A 15645-nucleotide genomic window follows, 5' to 3' on the forward strand; every position below is an offset into this window, starting at 1 on the left:
GGTCGCAATCGCGGGGATATTATAGTCGGAAGGGGCAAAACGCGCAAGGTTATTAATAGTTTGTAATAATTGGTCCCAACGATGTATGAAGGGATGACTTGGGTCAGGAGCGAATGAGTGTGCCTCCTGATCCCTCTTCTGCAAGCAGTGCGGCTCTCACGGCGCCCGGTCGCAAGCCAGACACCAGACGTACTTCAAGGCCGGGATGATCGGACACGAGGTGGCACATCTCCTCCACTTTGCTCAACATGCCTCCGGTTACATCCACACCGTGGGAGCCACCCAGGTGAGTACGCAATCTGGGTAGCGATGCCGGGTTGATCTCCGCCCACTGTCTGGCGTTGGCATCCAGGATTGGGTCGCTGGAGAAAACCCCGTCGACCGTGCCTGCCAGAACAATGCGTTCAGGGCGCAACCGAGGCACCAGCCAGGCAAACACCTCTTCCGTGGACGCAATGGTGCCGCCTCTGATTTTGTCTAACACTGTATCGCCATACACCAGAGGAATCAATCCCCTTTCCAACGCCATAGAGAGTACATGGGTCGGCCAGGCGACGATCTGTCCATCGTCGCACCAGGCTCCGGCTGATGGCTGCACAGACCACACGGGCAGGTTGGCCTGAAGAAATCGCTCGACCACAAGCCGATTGAGCCGGGCCGCGGCATCTGCTACCTCTGCAAAGCCCAACCACCCGACCTCGTCGCGCACACTATTTCGGGTACCGTAACGCCGGGCTGCAACATGACCAAAGGAACCGCTACCATGGCCCAATACCAGACTCAGATCGGGCGCCGCGTCCATCGCAGCGTGAATCTCATGGGCCAGCCGGCGGAGAACATCGGCGCGCGCGGTTTCAGGCCGGGTCTTATCTGTAATCAGTGAACCACCCAGTTTGAGGAAAACCAGGGTTGACCCGTCGTGGCTGGTTGCCTCGACATCAGTGCTCATGGATGATCTCTGGATTGTTGTTCATGGGCAAAAATCAGGCGGCAGGGCGGATCTCTATGTTGCTGTCGTCGACCAGCACCCAGTCGCCATTTTGAATCAGGGTAATCGCCACCTGATCTACCATGGGAATATCGGCAATCAAGGCGCCCACGGCAACGATAGCTTCGCTTTCGGCGTTTATCATTGCCACCGGTGCAACACCGTTGCGTGCCAATCGCAGGATAGTATAGGACCCCACCGTGCTTCCCTTGCCCGTGGGGAAGACCAGCACACGGTTTGCTACCGATTGTCCATGGAGCGGGTGATTTGCCTCAACCACGATTCCAGTTTCGGGGTCGATTCCGCCAAGGAAACCAATCGGTTCTGTGGAGACAAGCGCCTCCCCCTCAGCTCGACCACCCCGGATTACACGGCCGCTGGTTCGAGTTACATTGGTCATGGTGATGCTCCGGCCAAGTTGCTTGTACCGGCTGCAATTCTCAGCGTTTCTACTACGGTCTTATCTTGTTCGGGCAGGACAGTTCGCGGGTCCAGACAAAGGGTATCTTGCATGATGCGTGCCACGATCGGTGGATTTGCTGCCCGTAGCCGGGCGGCAAGGCGATCGGCGGGCAGGTCGGGCAGGGCCAGCAGGTGGGTGGGCAGCGTTTCCCCGGGCAACGAGCCTCCTCCAACCGTTGATTCGCCTGGCCAGACCGTGGCGGAAACACCTGCATCCTGTAACTGGGCAGCCCAGCTACCAGATCGACGGGCAATCTCACCGGCATCCATGGCAATCATTCGCCAGACGGGGATCTTCTCTGCCGCCTGGCCGCGCAGGTAGTGGGTGAGGGTAACCGAAAGCGCTGCCAGGGTCGTCTTGTCGACTCTGAGGGCGCGTGTCAGGGGATAGTGGCGAAGCTGGGCGATGGCATCTCGCTTGCCCACGATCAGGCCGGCCTGCGGGCCGCCCAACAGCTTGTCGCCGCTGAAAGTAACCAGGGTAGCGCCGGCTTCCAGGCTGTCCTGCACCCGCGGTTCGTAGGCAAGACCGAAGACTATGGTATCCAGCAGTGTTCCGCTGCCCAGATCATCTATCACGGGTATGTCTGTTTGGTGGCCCAGTTCGACGAGATCTTCCAGGCTCACCTCAGCCGTAAAGCCTATCTGCCGGAAGTTGGAGCTATGAACTCGCAACAGCACTGCCGTGTCTGGACCGATGGCTGCCTGGAAGTCGCGCAGATGGGTACGATTGGTGGTTCCCACCTCGATCAGGCGTGCCCCGCTGGTATTCAGAACGTCAGGGATACGGAACCCACCCCCGATCTCGACCAATTGACCCCGCGAGATAATCACTTCTTTTGCGCGGGCTAAAGCCATCAGACAGAGCAACACAGCCGAAGCGTTGTTGTTGATGACCAGCGCGTCCTCGGCGCCCGTCAGCTGGCATAAAAGATCGACAGCGTGAACGTATCTCGAGCCTCGCTGGCCTGTCCCCAGATCATATTCCAGATTGCTGTAGCCCGCCGCGACCATCTCCATTGCTGTTCTGGCTTCGTCGCTTAAAGGCGCGCGCCCCAGGTTGGTGTGGATGATGACCCCGGTGGCGTTGATTGCCGGTCGCAGGGTCGGCTCGGTGGTGGCGTGCAGGCGGGTCAGCAGGGTCTTGCCGAGCGTTGTCAGATCGGGACAAGCCTGACTCGTTTCGATCAATGTCTGACGGGTATCGTCCAGCAATTGCCGGGCCGTGCTTACGAGCAGGGCGTGGCCGAAGTCTTCCTCTGCTATTGCCATCTCTGGCAGCTGGAGGAGGCGGTCGATACTGGGCAGCTTGCGCAATTCCTTATGAGACACGGTATCCTCAAGAAATAGAAAAGCCCCCGGCCGATGCCGACCGACGGCCATCCATTTAGACTGGTGGGCGAAACAGGACTCGAACCTGTGGCCTCTTCCTTGTAAGGGAAGCGCTCTAGCCAACTGAGCTATTCGCCCATAGGTGCCCTGATTATACGCCGGTGGTGTGGGCCGTGTCAAATGATCGGGGATGCGGTTGAATTGCGAAACGCACTCCTCCACGGTATACTTAGAACATCAGTGCGACGAGCGAGGATGAAGAATTGTGACGGAGGTGATCGATGTGTGGACGATTTTCTATCTTTGCCGATCCCGACCGACTGGCCGAATGGTTTGATGCAGCGTTACCGGAGGAGGGATTGCGGCCCAGATATAATGCGGCCCCAACCCAGAAACTGCCGGTCATCACGAACGATGATAGCCAGGTTATTCAGCTATTTCGCTGGGGCCTCGTGCCTTTCTGGGCAAAGGGTCCAGGCATTGGGAATCGTTTGATCAATGCCCGATCGGAGACGGTAGCTGAGAAACCGGCCTATCGGGCCGCCTTCAAGCACCGCCGGTGCCTGGTGCTGGCGGATGGTTTCTACGAATGGCAGAAAACCTCCGGGGGCAAGGTTCCCATGCGGATTGTCCTGAAATCCGGGGACCCCTTCGCTTTTGCCGGACTATGGGAGACCTGGACACCGCCCGAGGGCGATCCACTTCGCACATTCACCATTATTACTACCACACCCAACGAACTGCTTGCGCCGATTCACAATCGGATGCCGGTGATTCTACAGAAAGAGCATGAGGCAATCTGGCTTGACGACGCGGCTGAACCGACAATCTGGCTTGATATGCTGCGTGCCTACCCGGCCGGTGAAATGACAGCCTATCCTGTGTCCACGCTGGTAAACCGGCCCGTCAACGATGATCCATCTGTGGTCGCGCGGGTCGAACGGGGGAGGTTGTTCTGATCGGCTGCCCAAACAATTGTGGAAGGTGCCGACCGAGCAAGACCGGCTGAAGCCTCGACTCCTTTTGCTCGGTCGGTGTTTTTTCTCCTGCTCAGGCCGGTCTGTGCGAAGCCTCCCGCAGCGCCAGCGGAGTGGGCCTGACCGAGCCTGACGTGACATTCAGCTCGCGTTGACAACCGTCAGGGGGATTGGGGTAAACACCAGGAAAAATACCAGGAGCGTGAAAATAGCGATCAGGCGCTCCGGAGTGGAAAGTTGGGTGATTTCGTCCAGGGGGGCGATCCGTACCCGGCCAAAGACCAGGATCAGCAGCAACCAGAGCAGCCAGCCGATCCAGAAGAACGCCAGGATTGCCATGGCTGCGATCACGATCCAGTAGACGTAGCCGGCAATGCGTTCTCCTGTCAGCGCCAGCAGGATGTGGCCACCATCCAGTTGACCGGCAGGGATCAGGTTGAGGCCGGTGACCAGTAAACCAGCCCATGCGGCAAATGCCACCTGGTGAATAAAGACATCCTCACCGCCGGCAGGCAGCAGGCGGCCAAAGACCAGGAACTTGAGGGCTGCATAGAGGATCGAGTTACCCTCCATCATGTAGTCGACGCCAATGGGTAGTGGCTCGATGCTACTGAGGCGAAGGCCCGCGATCAACAGGGGCACTGCAAGCACCAGGCCGGCAAGAGGACCTGCGACAGCAATGGCCAGAAGGTGGCGCCGATTACGCGGTGGCGCAGTCATGTTAATCACCGCACCCAGCGTTCCAAAGGGGCCAAGGGGCATGGGGATGAAATAGGGCAGGCTGACAGGGGTGCCCAGCCGGCGGGCAACCAGATAATGGCCGAATTCGTGGGCCGCCAGGATCGCCAGCAGGGCAGCTGCAAAAGGAATGCCATCGAGAAGATTGAGGTTTGTGCCGGTCAGGCCATCGACCATTTGAGCGCCGGCAAAGAGACAGGATAACAGGGTGAAAAAAAAGAGGGCAGCGGCTACGCCAATACGCTGGTTTGCTTTTTTAAGCTGACCAGGAATTGCAAGCACAACCTCGCCCTGCTTGTCCTCGTCCTCGCGCAACAGGGGCGTAAAGCCAAGGGCATGAAAGCGATCAAACAGATAGGAAAAGGCTGCTTCCGATGGCAATAACAGGTGACCGCGAAACCGGATGACATGCCGCTGAAGTTCGTCTTCTCTCCGGTTGACGCGCAACAAGGGGTTTGCGATGGTCTCGACGTCCTCGGTGACGTCGTCAATGGCCATCACATCGTCGACAGTCGCGCGCAGGGCGCGAACCTGGAGAACTGTGGGTTCAGTCTGTGATTCCATGCTCATGTAAGCAGATCAGGCAATGGCACCGGATCAACGGCTGACTTGCGCACGGCAGATATCAAGCCGTATAATGTCATCCACCGACCGCTGTCGGAAGACCGCTGACCGCCGACCGCGGCTCGATTCTTGCTGAAAAACAACTGCCAGTTTTTTTCCTGACACATTGTACGGCAGTTTCAGGTGCAGCGCAATTTGATACACCGCCGCGCTGAATGAACCGCCGACGTGTCCCGAGCGTGTCGAGGGGCGCAGCCGAAGGGAAAACGCTGATCGATCCAAATAGAATCAGCGAGAATCTGCGCCGGAGGTGTGCGTGAATCAGCGGTGAAAAGAAAAGAGCATGACCGCAGATGACGCTGATATACGCTGATAAACGCAGATCAGGCCTCAGAAAAGATCAGAGAAGATCGGCGACCTCTGCGCCGAAGGTCTGCGTAATCAGCGTTCCTCGTGGCTTGTCCAGGTTAGGAGAGGGATGCTGTTGACGATCAGACGCTCTCGTACAAATGGGTTCCGTTGGTTCATATGGATGACTATAGCCGCTTTTCTAGTCGGTATCCTGCTTGCAATTCGCGTTGAAGCGGCCCATTCGCCAGTTGATCCCACTCCTGCCGGCGGTCTGGCGTTTCCGGCGCTGGAGTGGTATACCGAATGCGCCGATTGTCCGAGAAACATGTTTCAGGTGGGGGATCGCAGCCTTCGGCTGGACTCGCAGGGCCATCCCCATATCGCGTATGTTGGCGATCACGTGTACTATGCGTATTACAATGGGACGACATGGCATCGGGAGATAATTGCAGGTGCCCCTGGCAGCATCTATGAATGGTACCAGGCGCCGGCATCGCTGGCTTTGGACAACGCCGACAGTGCCCATATTGCCTACTTGGACTCGACCAGCAGTGCCCTCATGTATACCAAAAAGGTGGGTGACTCATGGCAAACCCAGACTGTGAGGGTAGCGGCACCGGGGGAAAAGATCTATTACGACACGACTCTGGAACTTGATAGCGGTGGCAAGCCCCATATTGCCTATAGCAATCATGGGATCCTGGAGTATGCGTCATGGACCGGCACGCATTGGCAGATCCAGGTCGTGGACCGAAGCGGGTGGTCGGAGATGTTCATTTCCCTGGCATTGGATCACACCGACCGGCCTCATATGAGTTACTACATGGTCAACCACCTTGGCTCGCACATGAAATATGCCACCTGGTGGGTTGATCGTTGGTTGCACTTTACCGTTGATCGCGCCGAATACCTGGGGGAATTCAACTCCATCGCGGTGGATAGCGGGGGACTCCCTCACATCAGTTATCTCGATACCACCGGCGAACGCCTGAAACACGCCTGGTGGATCGGTGGTGGATGGCACATTGAGGTGGTGGACGAGGCAGAATGGTGGGGCGGTTTCGCCTCGGTCGCCATCGACAGCCAGGATCGACCCCATATCAGCTATGCGACCCGGCAGAATGAAGGAAGGATCGCATCCTGGGATGGCAGTGGATGGCAGATCGATACGTTCGAGCAATCGATCTGGTACTCGTCCCTGGCCCTTGATAGCAATGATGAGCCCCACATTATGTATTTTGGCTGGCAGGATTCGCAGCTGCGTTATTCCCGGAGGATCGAAGGGCAGTGGGAACGACAATCGTTGGACAGCGTTGGCAAAGCTGGCCGGTATCCCTCCCTGGAATTGGATAATGCAAATGGCCCAAGCCTGGCTTACATCGATTTTGGGTCAGATAGCCTCAAATTCACCCAGCGCGACAACGGCCACTGGCAGGTCGAGACCGTCGCACCGATCGGCAGTGGTGGTGGGCACTCTGACCTGGCGTTGAAGCTGTCTGGTGTGCCATTCATCAGTTACTACGACAGCAGCAACGGTGACCTGATGCTGGCCCGCCGTGAAAACGACCATTGGCTATCGGAGATCGTGGATTCCGGGGGAACCGGCGGCAATGTTGGCACTTACAGTTCTCTGGCCCTTGACCTCCTCGGTGATCCCCACATCAGCTACTATGACGAAATCGGGGGTGTTTTGAGATATGCTCGTCGTGCGGCTGGTGCCTGGCAGATCGAGATCGTTGATAACAATGGCGACGCCGGTCTATACACTTCGTTGGCTTTGAACGGTGCCGGACAGCCTCATATTGCCTATTACGATCAAAGAAACGGTGACTTGAAATTAGCGGTCCAGGCCGCGGGTGTCTGGTCGATAGAGGTGGTGGATGGCCAAGGGGACGTTGGTTCCTTCAGTTCCCTGGCGCTCGACAGTTCGGGTGAGCCTCGAATCAGCTACTACGACGCTGGTGCCGGCGGTCTGAAATATGCGCGGCGCGATGGCGGCGCCTGGTATACGGAGACCGTCGATTCTGTCGGTCTCGCGGGGCAGTACACCTCGCTGGCGCTGGATGTGGAGGACCGGCCCCATATCAGCTATCACCAGGGGTCGTTTGGCGGCGCGCGATATGCCCGACTTACAGAGAGTGGCTGGCAGATTCAGGAGATTGCCAACGGTTGGCGGATGGGAGAAGGAACCTCCCTTGCTCTGGACAGTGCAGGATACCCCTGTATCGCTTTTCATGATGGAGAGAACCAGGACTTGCTGGTGACTGCCGGGCAGCCCGTTCGTGCCTTCCTCCCGTTGGTCTCTTTTTCAGGTTCCCAACCGGGACAAGCCAGAGGAACGCTGATTACGCAGACCTTCGGCGCAGATTCACGCTGATCTTTTTTGTGATTGATCTGCGATCATACTTCGGCTTCGCTCAGCACAAGTCTGCGTTGATCCTTCGGCTACGCTCACCGTCACGCTACGTCAGCACGTCAGCACGTCAGCAGACGATGCGTGAGCTAGACGATGCGTGAGCTAGACGATGCGTGAGCTAGACGATGCGTGAGCCAGGTAGCGAGCGCTCCGTGAGGTGGTGCCCCGGCGCAGTGAGCGGCTGTTGTCGACGGGAGGATCAACGTGCTGAACAGGGTTTGTGCGTTTCCGCCAGGACCTGAGTTCAGTTCGTTCGAGCGGCAATGGTGATTTTTCTCGAATGGGGGCAGAAAAAGGGAGGCTCTGGAAAATACGGAATCAACGCCTGGATGGAAGAAGCATTTCCAGGATCAACTGGGCTGCTGCCTTATCCAGCGGCTCATTGTTGCTGCCGCACTTGGGACTCTGGATGCAGCTTGGGCAGCCATCATGGCAGGGACAGCGGGCGATGACCTCCCAGGTTGCCCGCCAGAGATCAGGCAACTGTTTGAAGCCTTGCTCGGCGATTCCCACGCCGCCGGGAAAGCCGTCATAGATGAACACCTGGGGCGCATCGGTATCCGGATGGCGCGGCGTGCTCAGTCCACCGATGTCCCACCGATCACACATCGCGAAAAGAGGTAAAATTCCGATGGCAGCGTGTTCGGCGGCATGGATGCCTCCCAGAAAGTCAAGCCTGCGGCGAGCACAGGCCCTGATCATTTCCGGTGACAGGTCCCACCAGAGGGCCGCTGTCTCGAATGTGGTTGCGGGAAGTTCCAGCATTTCCTCACCGAGAACCTCCTCGGTGTAGTGGCGCAGTCGCCGGTAGCCGATGACCTGGGATGTTGTGCGCACTTGCCCAAAGTAAGCGTTTCCCCCGGGGATGGCGCGGTGGGCCAGTGAGCGAAGTATCCGTACGTCACTCCATTCCCTTGGCTGGGTGTAGTAATCAACCTCGACAGGTCGCACAATGGCAAAACCCTGGTCCGCGTCGAAGCGGGTGACCAGGTAGCTCTCTCCCTGGTGCAGGTAGATGGCGCCGGGATGAACCCGTTGCGTTGCGCTGCTGGCTTCAATCTCTTCCAGTGTTCTGTGGTTGTTGGCCTCGTTGAGGATAGCAAAACGGGATCCGCCGATGGATCGAAGGTTTACCTTTTCGGCCGGATAATCGTTGCCATTGTAGGCCCATCGATCCCCCTGGAAACTGAGCCTTCTCGTTTGCTCCAACTCAACCATGGCAGGCACGAATCCGGGACCAAAGAGGGCTTCATCGTCGAAATGCCCCGGCGAGGCAACATTGGTCAACGGTACCTCATGGGCCGCGCAGGGCAAGTGACGAGCGAGGACATAGACGTTGTCCGGGTCGATCAGGGCATGTTCGTGGGGCCGGCCGAATAGCTCCTCCGGGTGACGCATGAAATACTGGTCAAGCGGGTTATCAAGCGCGATCAGAATGGCCAGCGAGGGTTCATTCCCTCGTCCAGCCCGTCCAGCCTGCTGCCAGAGGCTGGCAATGGTGCCTGGATAACCCACAAGCACAGCAGCATCCAGGCCACCGACATCGATACCCAGTTCCAGCGCGTTGGTTGCCGTGACCCCCAGTAGCTCGCCCGAAAAGAGGTCTCGCTCGATTTTTCGTCGTTGTTCGGGGGTGTAGCCTGCCCGGTAGGCCGCGATCCGGCTTGACAGGCTTTCATCGCCTTTAGCGGACCTGCGCCGGATTCCCCTGGTCTTGCCTTCCGGATTCTGGCCTTTCTTCAGCTCCTCCCGGGCGTAACGAAGGATCAACTCGGCAACCTTGCGCGCCCGTGTGAAGACAATGGTTCTGGTCTGGTTGCGTACCAGGGCTGAGAACAGATTGGTGGCCTCGCTGTTAGCACTGCGACGGGCTGTCCTGGCTTTGTCAATAAGGGGTGCATTCCAGAGTGCGAAACTGCGCGGACCCTGGGGGCTGCCATCGTCATCGACCACAACGCCCTCGACCCCGGTGAGCCCCAAAAAGTGTTGTGCCGGGTTGGCGATGGTTGCGCTGGTAGCGATGAATTGGGGTTCGCTGCCATATACGGCACAGACTCGACGCAACCGGCGCAGCACACAGGCTACCTGCGAACCAAAGACTCCCCGGTAGGTATGAGCCTCGTCCACCACAACGTATCGCAGATTGCGCAAGAAACTTCCCCACAGGGGATGATTGGGTAAAATCCCGAGATGGAGCATGTCGGGATTGGTGAGGATGATCTGGCCCGACTTGCGCAGCCGTCCCCGGCGACTCTGGGGTGTGTCGCCGTCGTAGGTGCCGACCGTGACAGGCAAGGAGGTGGTCCCTCGACCTCGCTGACCTTCGATGGCGCAGCCTAACTCTCGCAGTGCCCTTAATTGATCCTGGGCCAATGCCTTGGTGGGATAGAGATAAAGGGCTCGGGCGGTAGGCCGTTCCAGAATGGCTTCCAGCACGGGCAGGTTGTAGCCCAGGGTCTTGCCGCTGGCAGTTGCGGTGACGAGAATCAAATGCTGGCCCGACTGGGCGGCGTTTATCGCCTGTGCCTGGTGGGTAAAAAGGCGAGTGATTCCCTGGGCTTCCAACTGCCGCTTAAGGACTGGATGCAGCGGAATGGTCAGCTTTCCGTATTTTGCCCCCCGTCGCGCAACCTGTTCCAGGTGAACAATCTGGCTCTGGTAGAAGGACTGGCGACGCAGGTCCCTGAGAAAGCTGTTGACGTTCACGTTACTCAAACAGGTATCGCAGCATGATGCTGTGGATGATCTGCTCGATGGGGGCCCTGTCGTCGGTCAGGACCGGACCATCGGTGTTGGCAGGTCTGGCTGTGGTGGCGGAGCGACGAATCATCTCTGCCAGAAGAGGCTGTGCTGATGGATCGATGGCGGCCGCGTTGGCCTGGAAGTCGGACAGCGTTGTTGGCTGTACCGTTGCTACCAACAACGAGTTGCCCAGGGCAAAGCCCTCGGTCGACTCGTCAATCACATACACCGAAGGGAATACCTGGCCCATAGTCGATGCCAGCGCATTGACCAGCCTGTAGTCGTCCTGGCTGCGAGCGGCATTTACTGCGATGACACCGTCCTCTTCCAGGTGTTCCCGCGCTAACCTGAAGAATTCCACCGTAGCCAGCTGGAAGGGGATGTATGGGGGGCGATACGCGTCCACTGCGATGACCGAATAGCGTTTGTCGGGCGGCTGGGCCATGAGCCATGTTCTTCCATCTGCGGCAACAGCATCAATGTTTGGGTAGTCGCCCAGGTGAAAGTAGTCGTAGGCGGCCTGGACGATGTCAGGATCCAACTCAACACCGTCGATGGGGATCGGTCCATACACTTTGCTATACAGCTGAGCCGCGGTGCCACCTGCCAGTCCAACCAGGTACATACTTGTCACCGAAGCTGTGTCAGCGGGTTGCGGATTTGCCTCGCGTTGAGCAAACAGGGGTGCCACGAGAAAATAATCCCAGATACCATTGCTCAGAGCCGATTGGGGGTGGTAGACAGAGTGAAGGCCGATTCCTTCATTCAGCTTGAGCCAGGTTTCCGATCCCTTCTGCAGAACCTGATAATAGTTGTACAGGGACTCCCCTTCGTGCACCAGGCCCTTCGATGGTTTGACTGCGCCCTGGCTACTTAACCATGTCAACAGGATCAGAAGCGGCAGGGCCAGAAAGAAGGGTGCAGCGCGGCGTCCTTTTTCCAGAAACAGCCCGATCAAGGCGACCGCTGCCAGGAGTCCTGCCAAAAGAATAAAGGTCAGCCGGGTACCGATGGACGGGATCAACACCAGGACGGGCAAAAAAGTGCCGGTCAAGCTACCCACGGAACTGAGTGCATAGAGACGCCCCACTGTCTGTCCGCTGGTCTCCACATCGGATACCGCCAGGCGGGCAGCGAAGGGAGAGACGATACCCAGCAACAGGGTTGGAAAGCTGAAGAGCAGGAAGATCGATACCGCTGCTGCCAGGAGCAAGCCTGCGCTCACGTTCTCCAGGTTCAGGCTGCTGAGGGCTGCTCGCTGCAGGATGGGGCGGGATGCCACTGGCACCAATGCTACCAGGAGGGCAGCAACCAGACAGATGGTGTACAGCAGCGTGGCACTGGGGCGCCGGTCGGCCAGTTTGCCTCCAATCCAATACCCGACGCTGAGACTGGCCAGTATCAGGCCTATCAGCGCAGTCCAAACGAGGATCGAATTGCCAAACCAGGGATCCAGTAACCGGGCCGCGGTGAGTTCCAGTCCCAATGTCACCAGGCCGGCCACGAAGACCAGCAGGTTCAGATAGCCTGGATGGCGAATGGAGATCGAGGACACAGAGGACATGGCGTTGAATAGAACGATGGGCTTCGGGTTGAAACGGTGGGTCCTGCGCGAAGTTTAGCACACATGATCGGGTGCGTCAAAGCTGGTTGCTTTCCGCTGGCGATTGACTTTCACGCCATGCGAGAGTAGAATAGGCTGCTTGCCTCTGCGTTTAACGCCAGGCAAGTTGCTGTGATAATGGGGTGGAAATCCAATATCGAGGTGTTTGTACATGTTCAAACGCGTAGTGTTAATCCTTATCGTTCTGGGCTTGCTGCTCTCTGAATCGATGACCGGTGCAAGCCGTGTCGCTGCAAATACGTTCAAGGGTGATCCCTCTTCAGCGCTTATCTCGAATGGCACTGATCCCCTTCGATTATACCATGATTCCAACGGTATTACCCTGGAATTGAGACTGCCCGACTATCACATTACCGAGATCCAAAGAGAAGGCGAAACCTTCCATCAGATCGTCGTGGCCAGCGAGGATTGGGTCCAGTCAAACACGCCAGGCGCTCCGCAGATTCCAGAACGCAATCTCCTTCTGGCGGTACCTGCCACGGGCAATATCGCGCTGGAGGTGCTCGATGCACAATGGCAGGAGGTGGCGGGTACCTTTCACCTGCAATCAGCCGCACAATATGGCCTTGACGCTGCAGGTGACCAGGAAGAGCAATCTCTGAAAGCTACCTGGGACCTGGACCCGGCCATCTACAACCAGTCGAGGTGGACGCCACAAAAGAGCGCCGAGATAACACGGGAAGGCCACTGGCGTGGTTTTCGTTATGCAGGTTTGGCCCTGCGGCCCTTTCAATTCAATCCCGTTGAGGGGAAGGTGCGGGCTTTGTCGACGCTCACGGTTCGGCTTTCATTCTCGATGCCTCAGCCATTCGAGATTGACGAGCCCGCGGCGGATCCCCTGTTCGATCCGATTCTCGCAGCCACATTTGCCAACTTTGATCAAGCCTTGCAATGGCGAAGCCAGACTGTATCTCCGATTTCGGTGCCGGGAATCCATCGAGGCTCCGGCGCCGGTGGGCCATGGGTGAAAATCATGGTGGACAGCGATGGTTTGTACCGCGTCACCTATGGAGACCTCGTAGATGCGGGCATATCCAACTTGACACTCGACTCGCTGAACCCGCAGACATTTCGGCTGTATGATGATAGCCTCGAGCAGGATATCAGCGTGCTGGGGCAAGGTGATGCCAGCTTTGACCCTGTTGACGAAATCCTATTCTACGGAGGGCGCAACAGGGAAAAGCTGAGTAGCGATGACAACGTCTATTGGCTCACGTGGGACGGGCAAGCTGGCCATCGAATGCTCGAGGTCTCTGGCACCCCACAATCGGCCGCGCCAGCCAATACGCTCTTGACAACCCTGCACGTCGAGGATAACACACTCTACAAACAGCAGCGGCCCTTCATCGGCTGGCTGGAGCCCATGGTGTACGACCATTGGTATTGGCAGCACGTTGAGATAAGCAAAACTATCTCGATGGATAACCTGGCTGTAGACACCAGTTCCCCGTTGAGTGCCACCCTGTCCGTATGGATGGCAGGGGACAGGAGAGACGCGGGCAATTACATAGTCGATTTCGAGGTCAATGGCCAGGATGCGGGAAGCATGGCATGGAGTAGCACAAAAGTGCTCACCGGCACCCATGCCATTCCGGTCGGATCACTGACCGACGGCAGCAACGATCTCTGGCTGGCTCCTCGTATTCTCGGTTTCCCGGCCTGGGAATATACCGTTTGGCTGGATTGGGTCAAACTGACCTATCCCTACGATGGGCGTTATCTGCCAGGAAGCCCTTTCGGCAATCCGACTCCTGGTACCTGGCTCTATCAACTGACGGACGTTCCGGAGTCCGCCCCATGGATTCTCAACCTTGCATCGGCAGACCAGCCACAGAAGATACTGGGAGCCCAGGCTGTTCCTGCAGACAGCGGTTTCACACTGAGTTGGCAGGTGACATCGGCGGCCGAGGATCGTTTCCTGGTGGTGCCGCCGGCGGAAATCCGTTCACCTGGCGACATCCAGGTATACAGCGATGCCGGGCTATTGAATCCTGATCAACAGGTTGATTATCTGATGATTTCCCATGGTGATTTGATTGGCTCTGCCCAACCGCTGGCGGATCAACATTCGGCATCAGGGCTTTCAGTGGCCTTGATCGATGTACAGGCTATCTACGATATCTTCAGCGATGGCTCGGTGTCTGCCGAAGCGATTCGGGATTTTCTGGGCTATGCCTACGACAACTATCAATGGCCGCCCCCGGCCGCAGCTCTGCTGATCGGCGATGGCACTGTCGATTTTCGCGGGTATCAGTTTGCCAGCTATGGGCACGCCAATCTCATTCCGCCGTACATGGGTGGTTTCGACTTCTGGGGTGGGGCAACACCTTCGGACAATGCCTATGTCTGGTTGGAGGGGGATGACGTGCTCGGTGAGATGCTGATTAGCCGTTTGCCTGTCAATAACCCTGCGCAAGCCAACGTGGTCGTCGACAAGATCCTCAACTATCCCTCGAGTTTTCCTGCCGGTCGGGCGTTGAGCACCTTCTGGGTGGCCGACAACCCTGATAGCGAAAACCCGCTTCATGGCACACAGTTCCATCTGGCGAGCGAGGAAACCCTGGCCGAGCTTGCCCCGGAGTTCCAGGTTGATCGCGCTTACTTCTGCGATCCCGCTGTGAATACCTGCACGGGTGATTCCTGGATCTACACCGACGTTCCCACCATTCGCACGGCCATCCAGGAAGGCATTAGCGAGGGACATGCATTCCTGCATTTTTCTGGGCACGGTAGTATTGGTACCTGGGCCGTTGAAGCGATATTCCGCAAAGGCTATGTCAGCCAGTTGAGCAACGGTGACGCATTGCCGTTCATGCTGATTTCCTCCTGCACCAACGGTTACTTCGCCGATGCGCGCTGGGACGGCCTGGACGAAACGATGTTACGCACCGAGGATAAAGGCACCGTGGGTGGTTTCGCGGGCACAACCTTTGATACTTTGACTCCTCAGACAGCGGTTTCGAAATATTTCCTCCGGGCTGTGATGAACGATGGTATCACTCAACCGGGACCCGCGTCGGCTGTGGCGAGGGCCAAAACATACGTCCAATTTCCAGGCAATGAAGGAGAATTCACGGCAGTAGGGCACAATCTATCCGGCGATCCCTTGCTCTATTTGATCAGCCCCGAGAGCTGCATCGAGGGAGATCTGGATTGCGATGGCGATATCGATATCGTCGACGTGCAAAGGGTAGCCGCAGTTTGGAACAGCACCGCATGGCAACCTGGATTCAATCCCCGAGCCGATCTGGTGAGGGATGGCCGGATCACTGTGGAGGATATGGCTGCCATCAGTGCTCTCTGGCAGACGACTTTCAGAAGACCGCAGACGACTTTCAGAAGACCGCAGACGACTTTCAGAAGACCGCAGACGACTTTCAGAAGACCGCAGACGACGGACGGCAGACCGCTTCCAGAGGACGGCGACACGGTGACACGGTGACACGGCGAC

9 protein-coding genes and 1 tRNA gene are annotated in these 15645 nt (G+C 57.6%); 3 read left to right on the top strand and 7 right to left on the bottom strand.

Annotated features, from left to right (window positions below):
- Positions 1 to 103: 103 nt before the first annotated feature.
- The 4 genes from U9R25_18065 to U9R25_18080 all read right to left on the bottom strand — a co-directional run bounded on the left by U9R25_18065 (position 104) and on the right by U9R25_18080 (position 2920).
- Positions 104 to 949 carry an isopentenyl phosphate kinase gene (locus U9R25_18065; GenBank protein ID MEA3337802.1) on the bottom strand — a complete coding sequence of 282 codons (846 nt, stop codon included), beginning with the start codon at positions 947 to 949 and terminating at the stop codon, positions 104 to 106.
- 34 nt (positions 950 to 983) lie between these two features.
- Positions 984 to 1388, bottom strand: coding sequence for a DUF126 domain-containing protein (locus U9R25_18070; GenBank protein MEA3337803.1), 405 nt, complete (start codon positions 1386 to 1388; stop codon positions 984 to 986).
- The gene (gene selA, locus U9R25_18075; GenBank protein ID MEA3337804.1) at positions 1385 to 2782 is read right to left on the bottom strand and encodes an L-seryl-tRNA(Sec) selenium transferase; all 1398 of its coding nucleotides are present in this window, start codon (positions 2780 to 2782) and stop codon (positions 1385 to 1387) included. Before selA ends, U9R25_18070 begins: the two co-directional genes overlap by 4 nt.
- Before the next feature lie 61 nt (positions 2783 to 2843).
- Positions 2844 to 2920, bottom strand: a tRNA-Val gene (locus U9R25_18080).
- Between the two features lie 143 nt (positions 2921 to 3063).
- On the opposite strand from U9R25_18080, the gene U9R25_18085 reads away from it, so the two are divergent.
- A complete protein-coding gene (locus U9R25_18085) occupies positions 3064 to 3741 on the top strand; it encodes an SOS response-associated peptidase (GenBank protein MEA3337805.1) in 678 nt (225 codons plus the stop codon).
- A gap of 159 nt (positions 3742 to 3900) precedes the next feature.
- On the opposite strand, the gene U9R25_18090 is transcribed toward U9R25_18085, so the two are convergent.
- Positions 3901 to 5061, bottom strand: coding sequence for a site-2 protease family protein (locus U9R25_18090; GenBank protein ID MEA3337806.1), 1161 nt, complete (start codon positions 5059 to 5061; stop codon positions 3901 to 3903).
- A gap of 532 nt (positions 5062 to 5593) precedes the next feature.
- Here U9R25_18090 and U9R25_18095 point away from each other — a divergent pair.
- A complete protein-coding gene (locus U9R25_18095) occupies positions 5594 to 7789 on the top strand; it encodes a hypothetical protein (GenBank protein MEA3337807.1) in 2196 nt (731 codons plus the stop codon).
- Positions 7790 to 8146: 357 nt separating this feature from the next.
- On the opposite strand, the gene U9R25_18100 is transcribed toward U9R25_18095, so the two are convergent.
- Positions 8147 to 10534, bottom strand: coding sequence for a DEAD/DEAH box helicase (locus tag U9R25_18100; GenBank protein ID MEA3337808.1), 2388 nt, complete (start codon positions 10532 to 10534; stop codon positions 8147 to 8149).
- A 1-nt stretch (position 10535) separates the two neighbouring features.
- Positions 10536 to 12134 carry a fused MFS/spermidine synthase gene (locus tag U9R25_18105; protein ID MEA3337809.1) on the bottom strand — a complete coding sequence of 533 codons (1599 nt, stop codon included), beginning with the start codon at positions 12132 to 12134 and terminating at the stop codon, positions 10536 to 10538.
- 211 nt (positions 12135 to 12345) lie between these two features.
- On the opposite strand from U9R25_18105, the gene U9R25_18110 reads away from it, so the two are divergent.
- Positions 12346 to 15636, top strand: a complete 3291-nt coding sequence (locus U9R25_18110; protein MEA3337810.1) for a C25 family cysteine peptidase — start codon at positions 12346 to 12348, stop codon at positions 15634 to 15636.
- Positions 15637 to 15645: the final 9 nt, after the last annotated feature.

The organism is Chloroflexota bacterium, from assembly GCA_034717495.1.
GTDB lineage: Bacteria > Chloroflexota > Anaerolineae > JAAEKA01 > JAAEKA01 > JAYELL01.

What these genes read in the sequence shown, in the direction of transcription:
- U9R25_18070 (MEA3337803.1), bottom strand. Translation starts at nt 1,388, where the DNA reads ATGACCAATGTAACTCGAACCAGCGGCCGTGTAATCCGGGGTGGTCGA.
- U9R25_18110 (MEA3337810.1), top strand. Translation starts at nt 12,346, where the DNA reads ATGTTCAAACGCGTAGTGTTAATCCTTATCGTTCTGGGCTTGCTGCTC.
- U9R25_18090 (MEA3337806.1), bottom strand. Translation starts at nt 5,061, where the DNA reads ATGGAATCACAGACTGAACCCACAGTTCTCCAGGTTCGCGCCCTGCGC.
- U9R25_18065 (MEA3337802.1), bottom strand. Translation starts at nt 949, where the DNA reads ATGAGCACTGATGTCGAGGCAACCAGCCACGACGGGTCAACCCTGGTT.
- U9R25_18085 (MEA3337805.1), top strand. Translation starts at nt 3,064, where the DNA reads ATGTGTGGACGATTTTCTATCTTTGCCGATCCCGACCGACTGGCCGAA.
- U9R25_18105 (MEA3337809.1), bottom strand. Translation starts at nt 12,134, where the DNA reads ATGTCCTCTGTGTCCTCGATCTCCATTCGCCATCCAGGCTATCTGAAC.
- U9R25_18095 (MEA3337807.1), top strand. Translation starts at nt 5,594, where the DNA reads ATGACTATAGCCGCTTTTCTAGTCGGTATCCTGCTTGCAATTCGCGTT.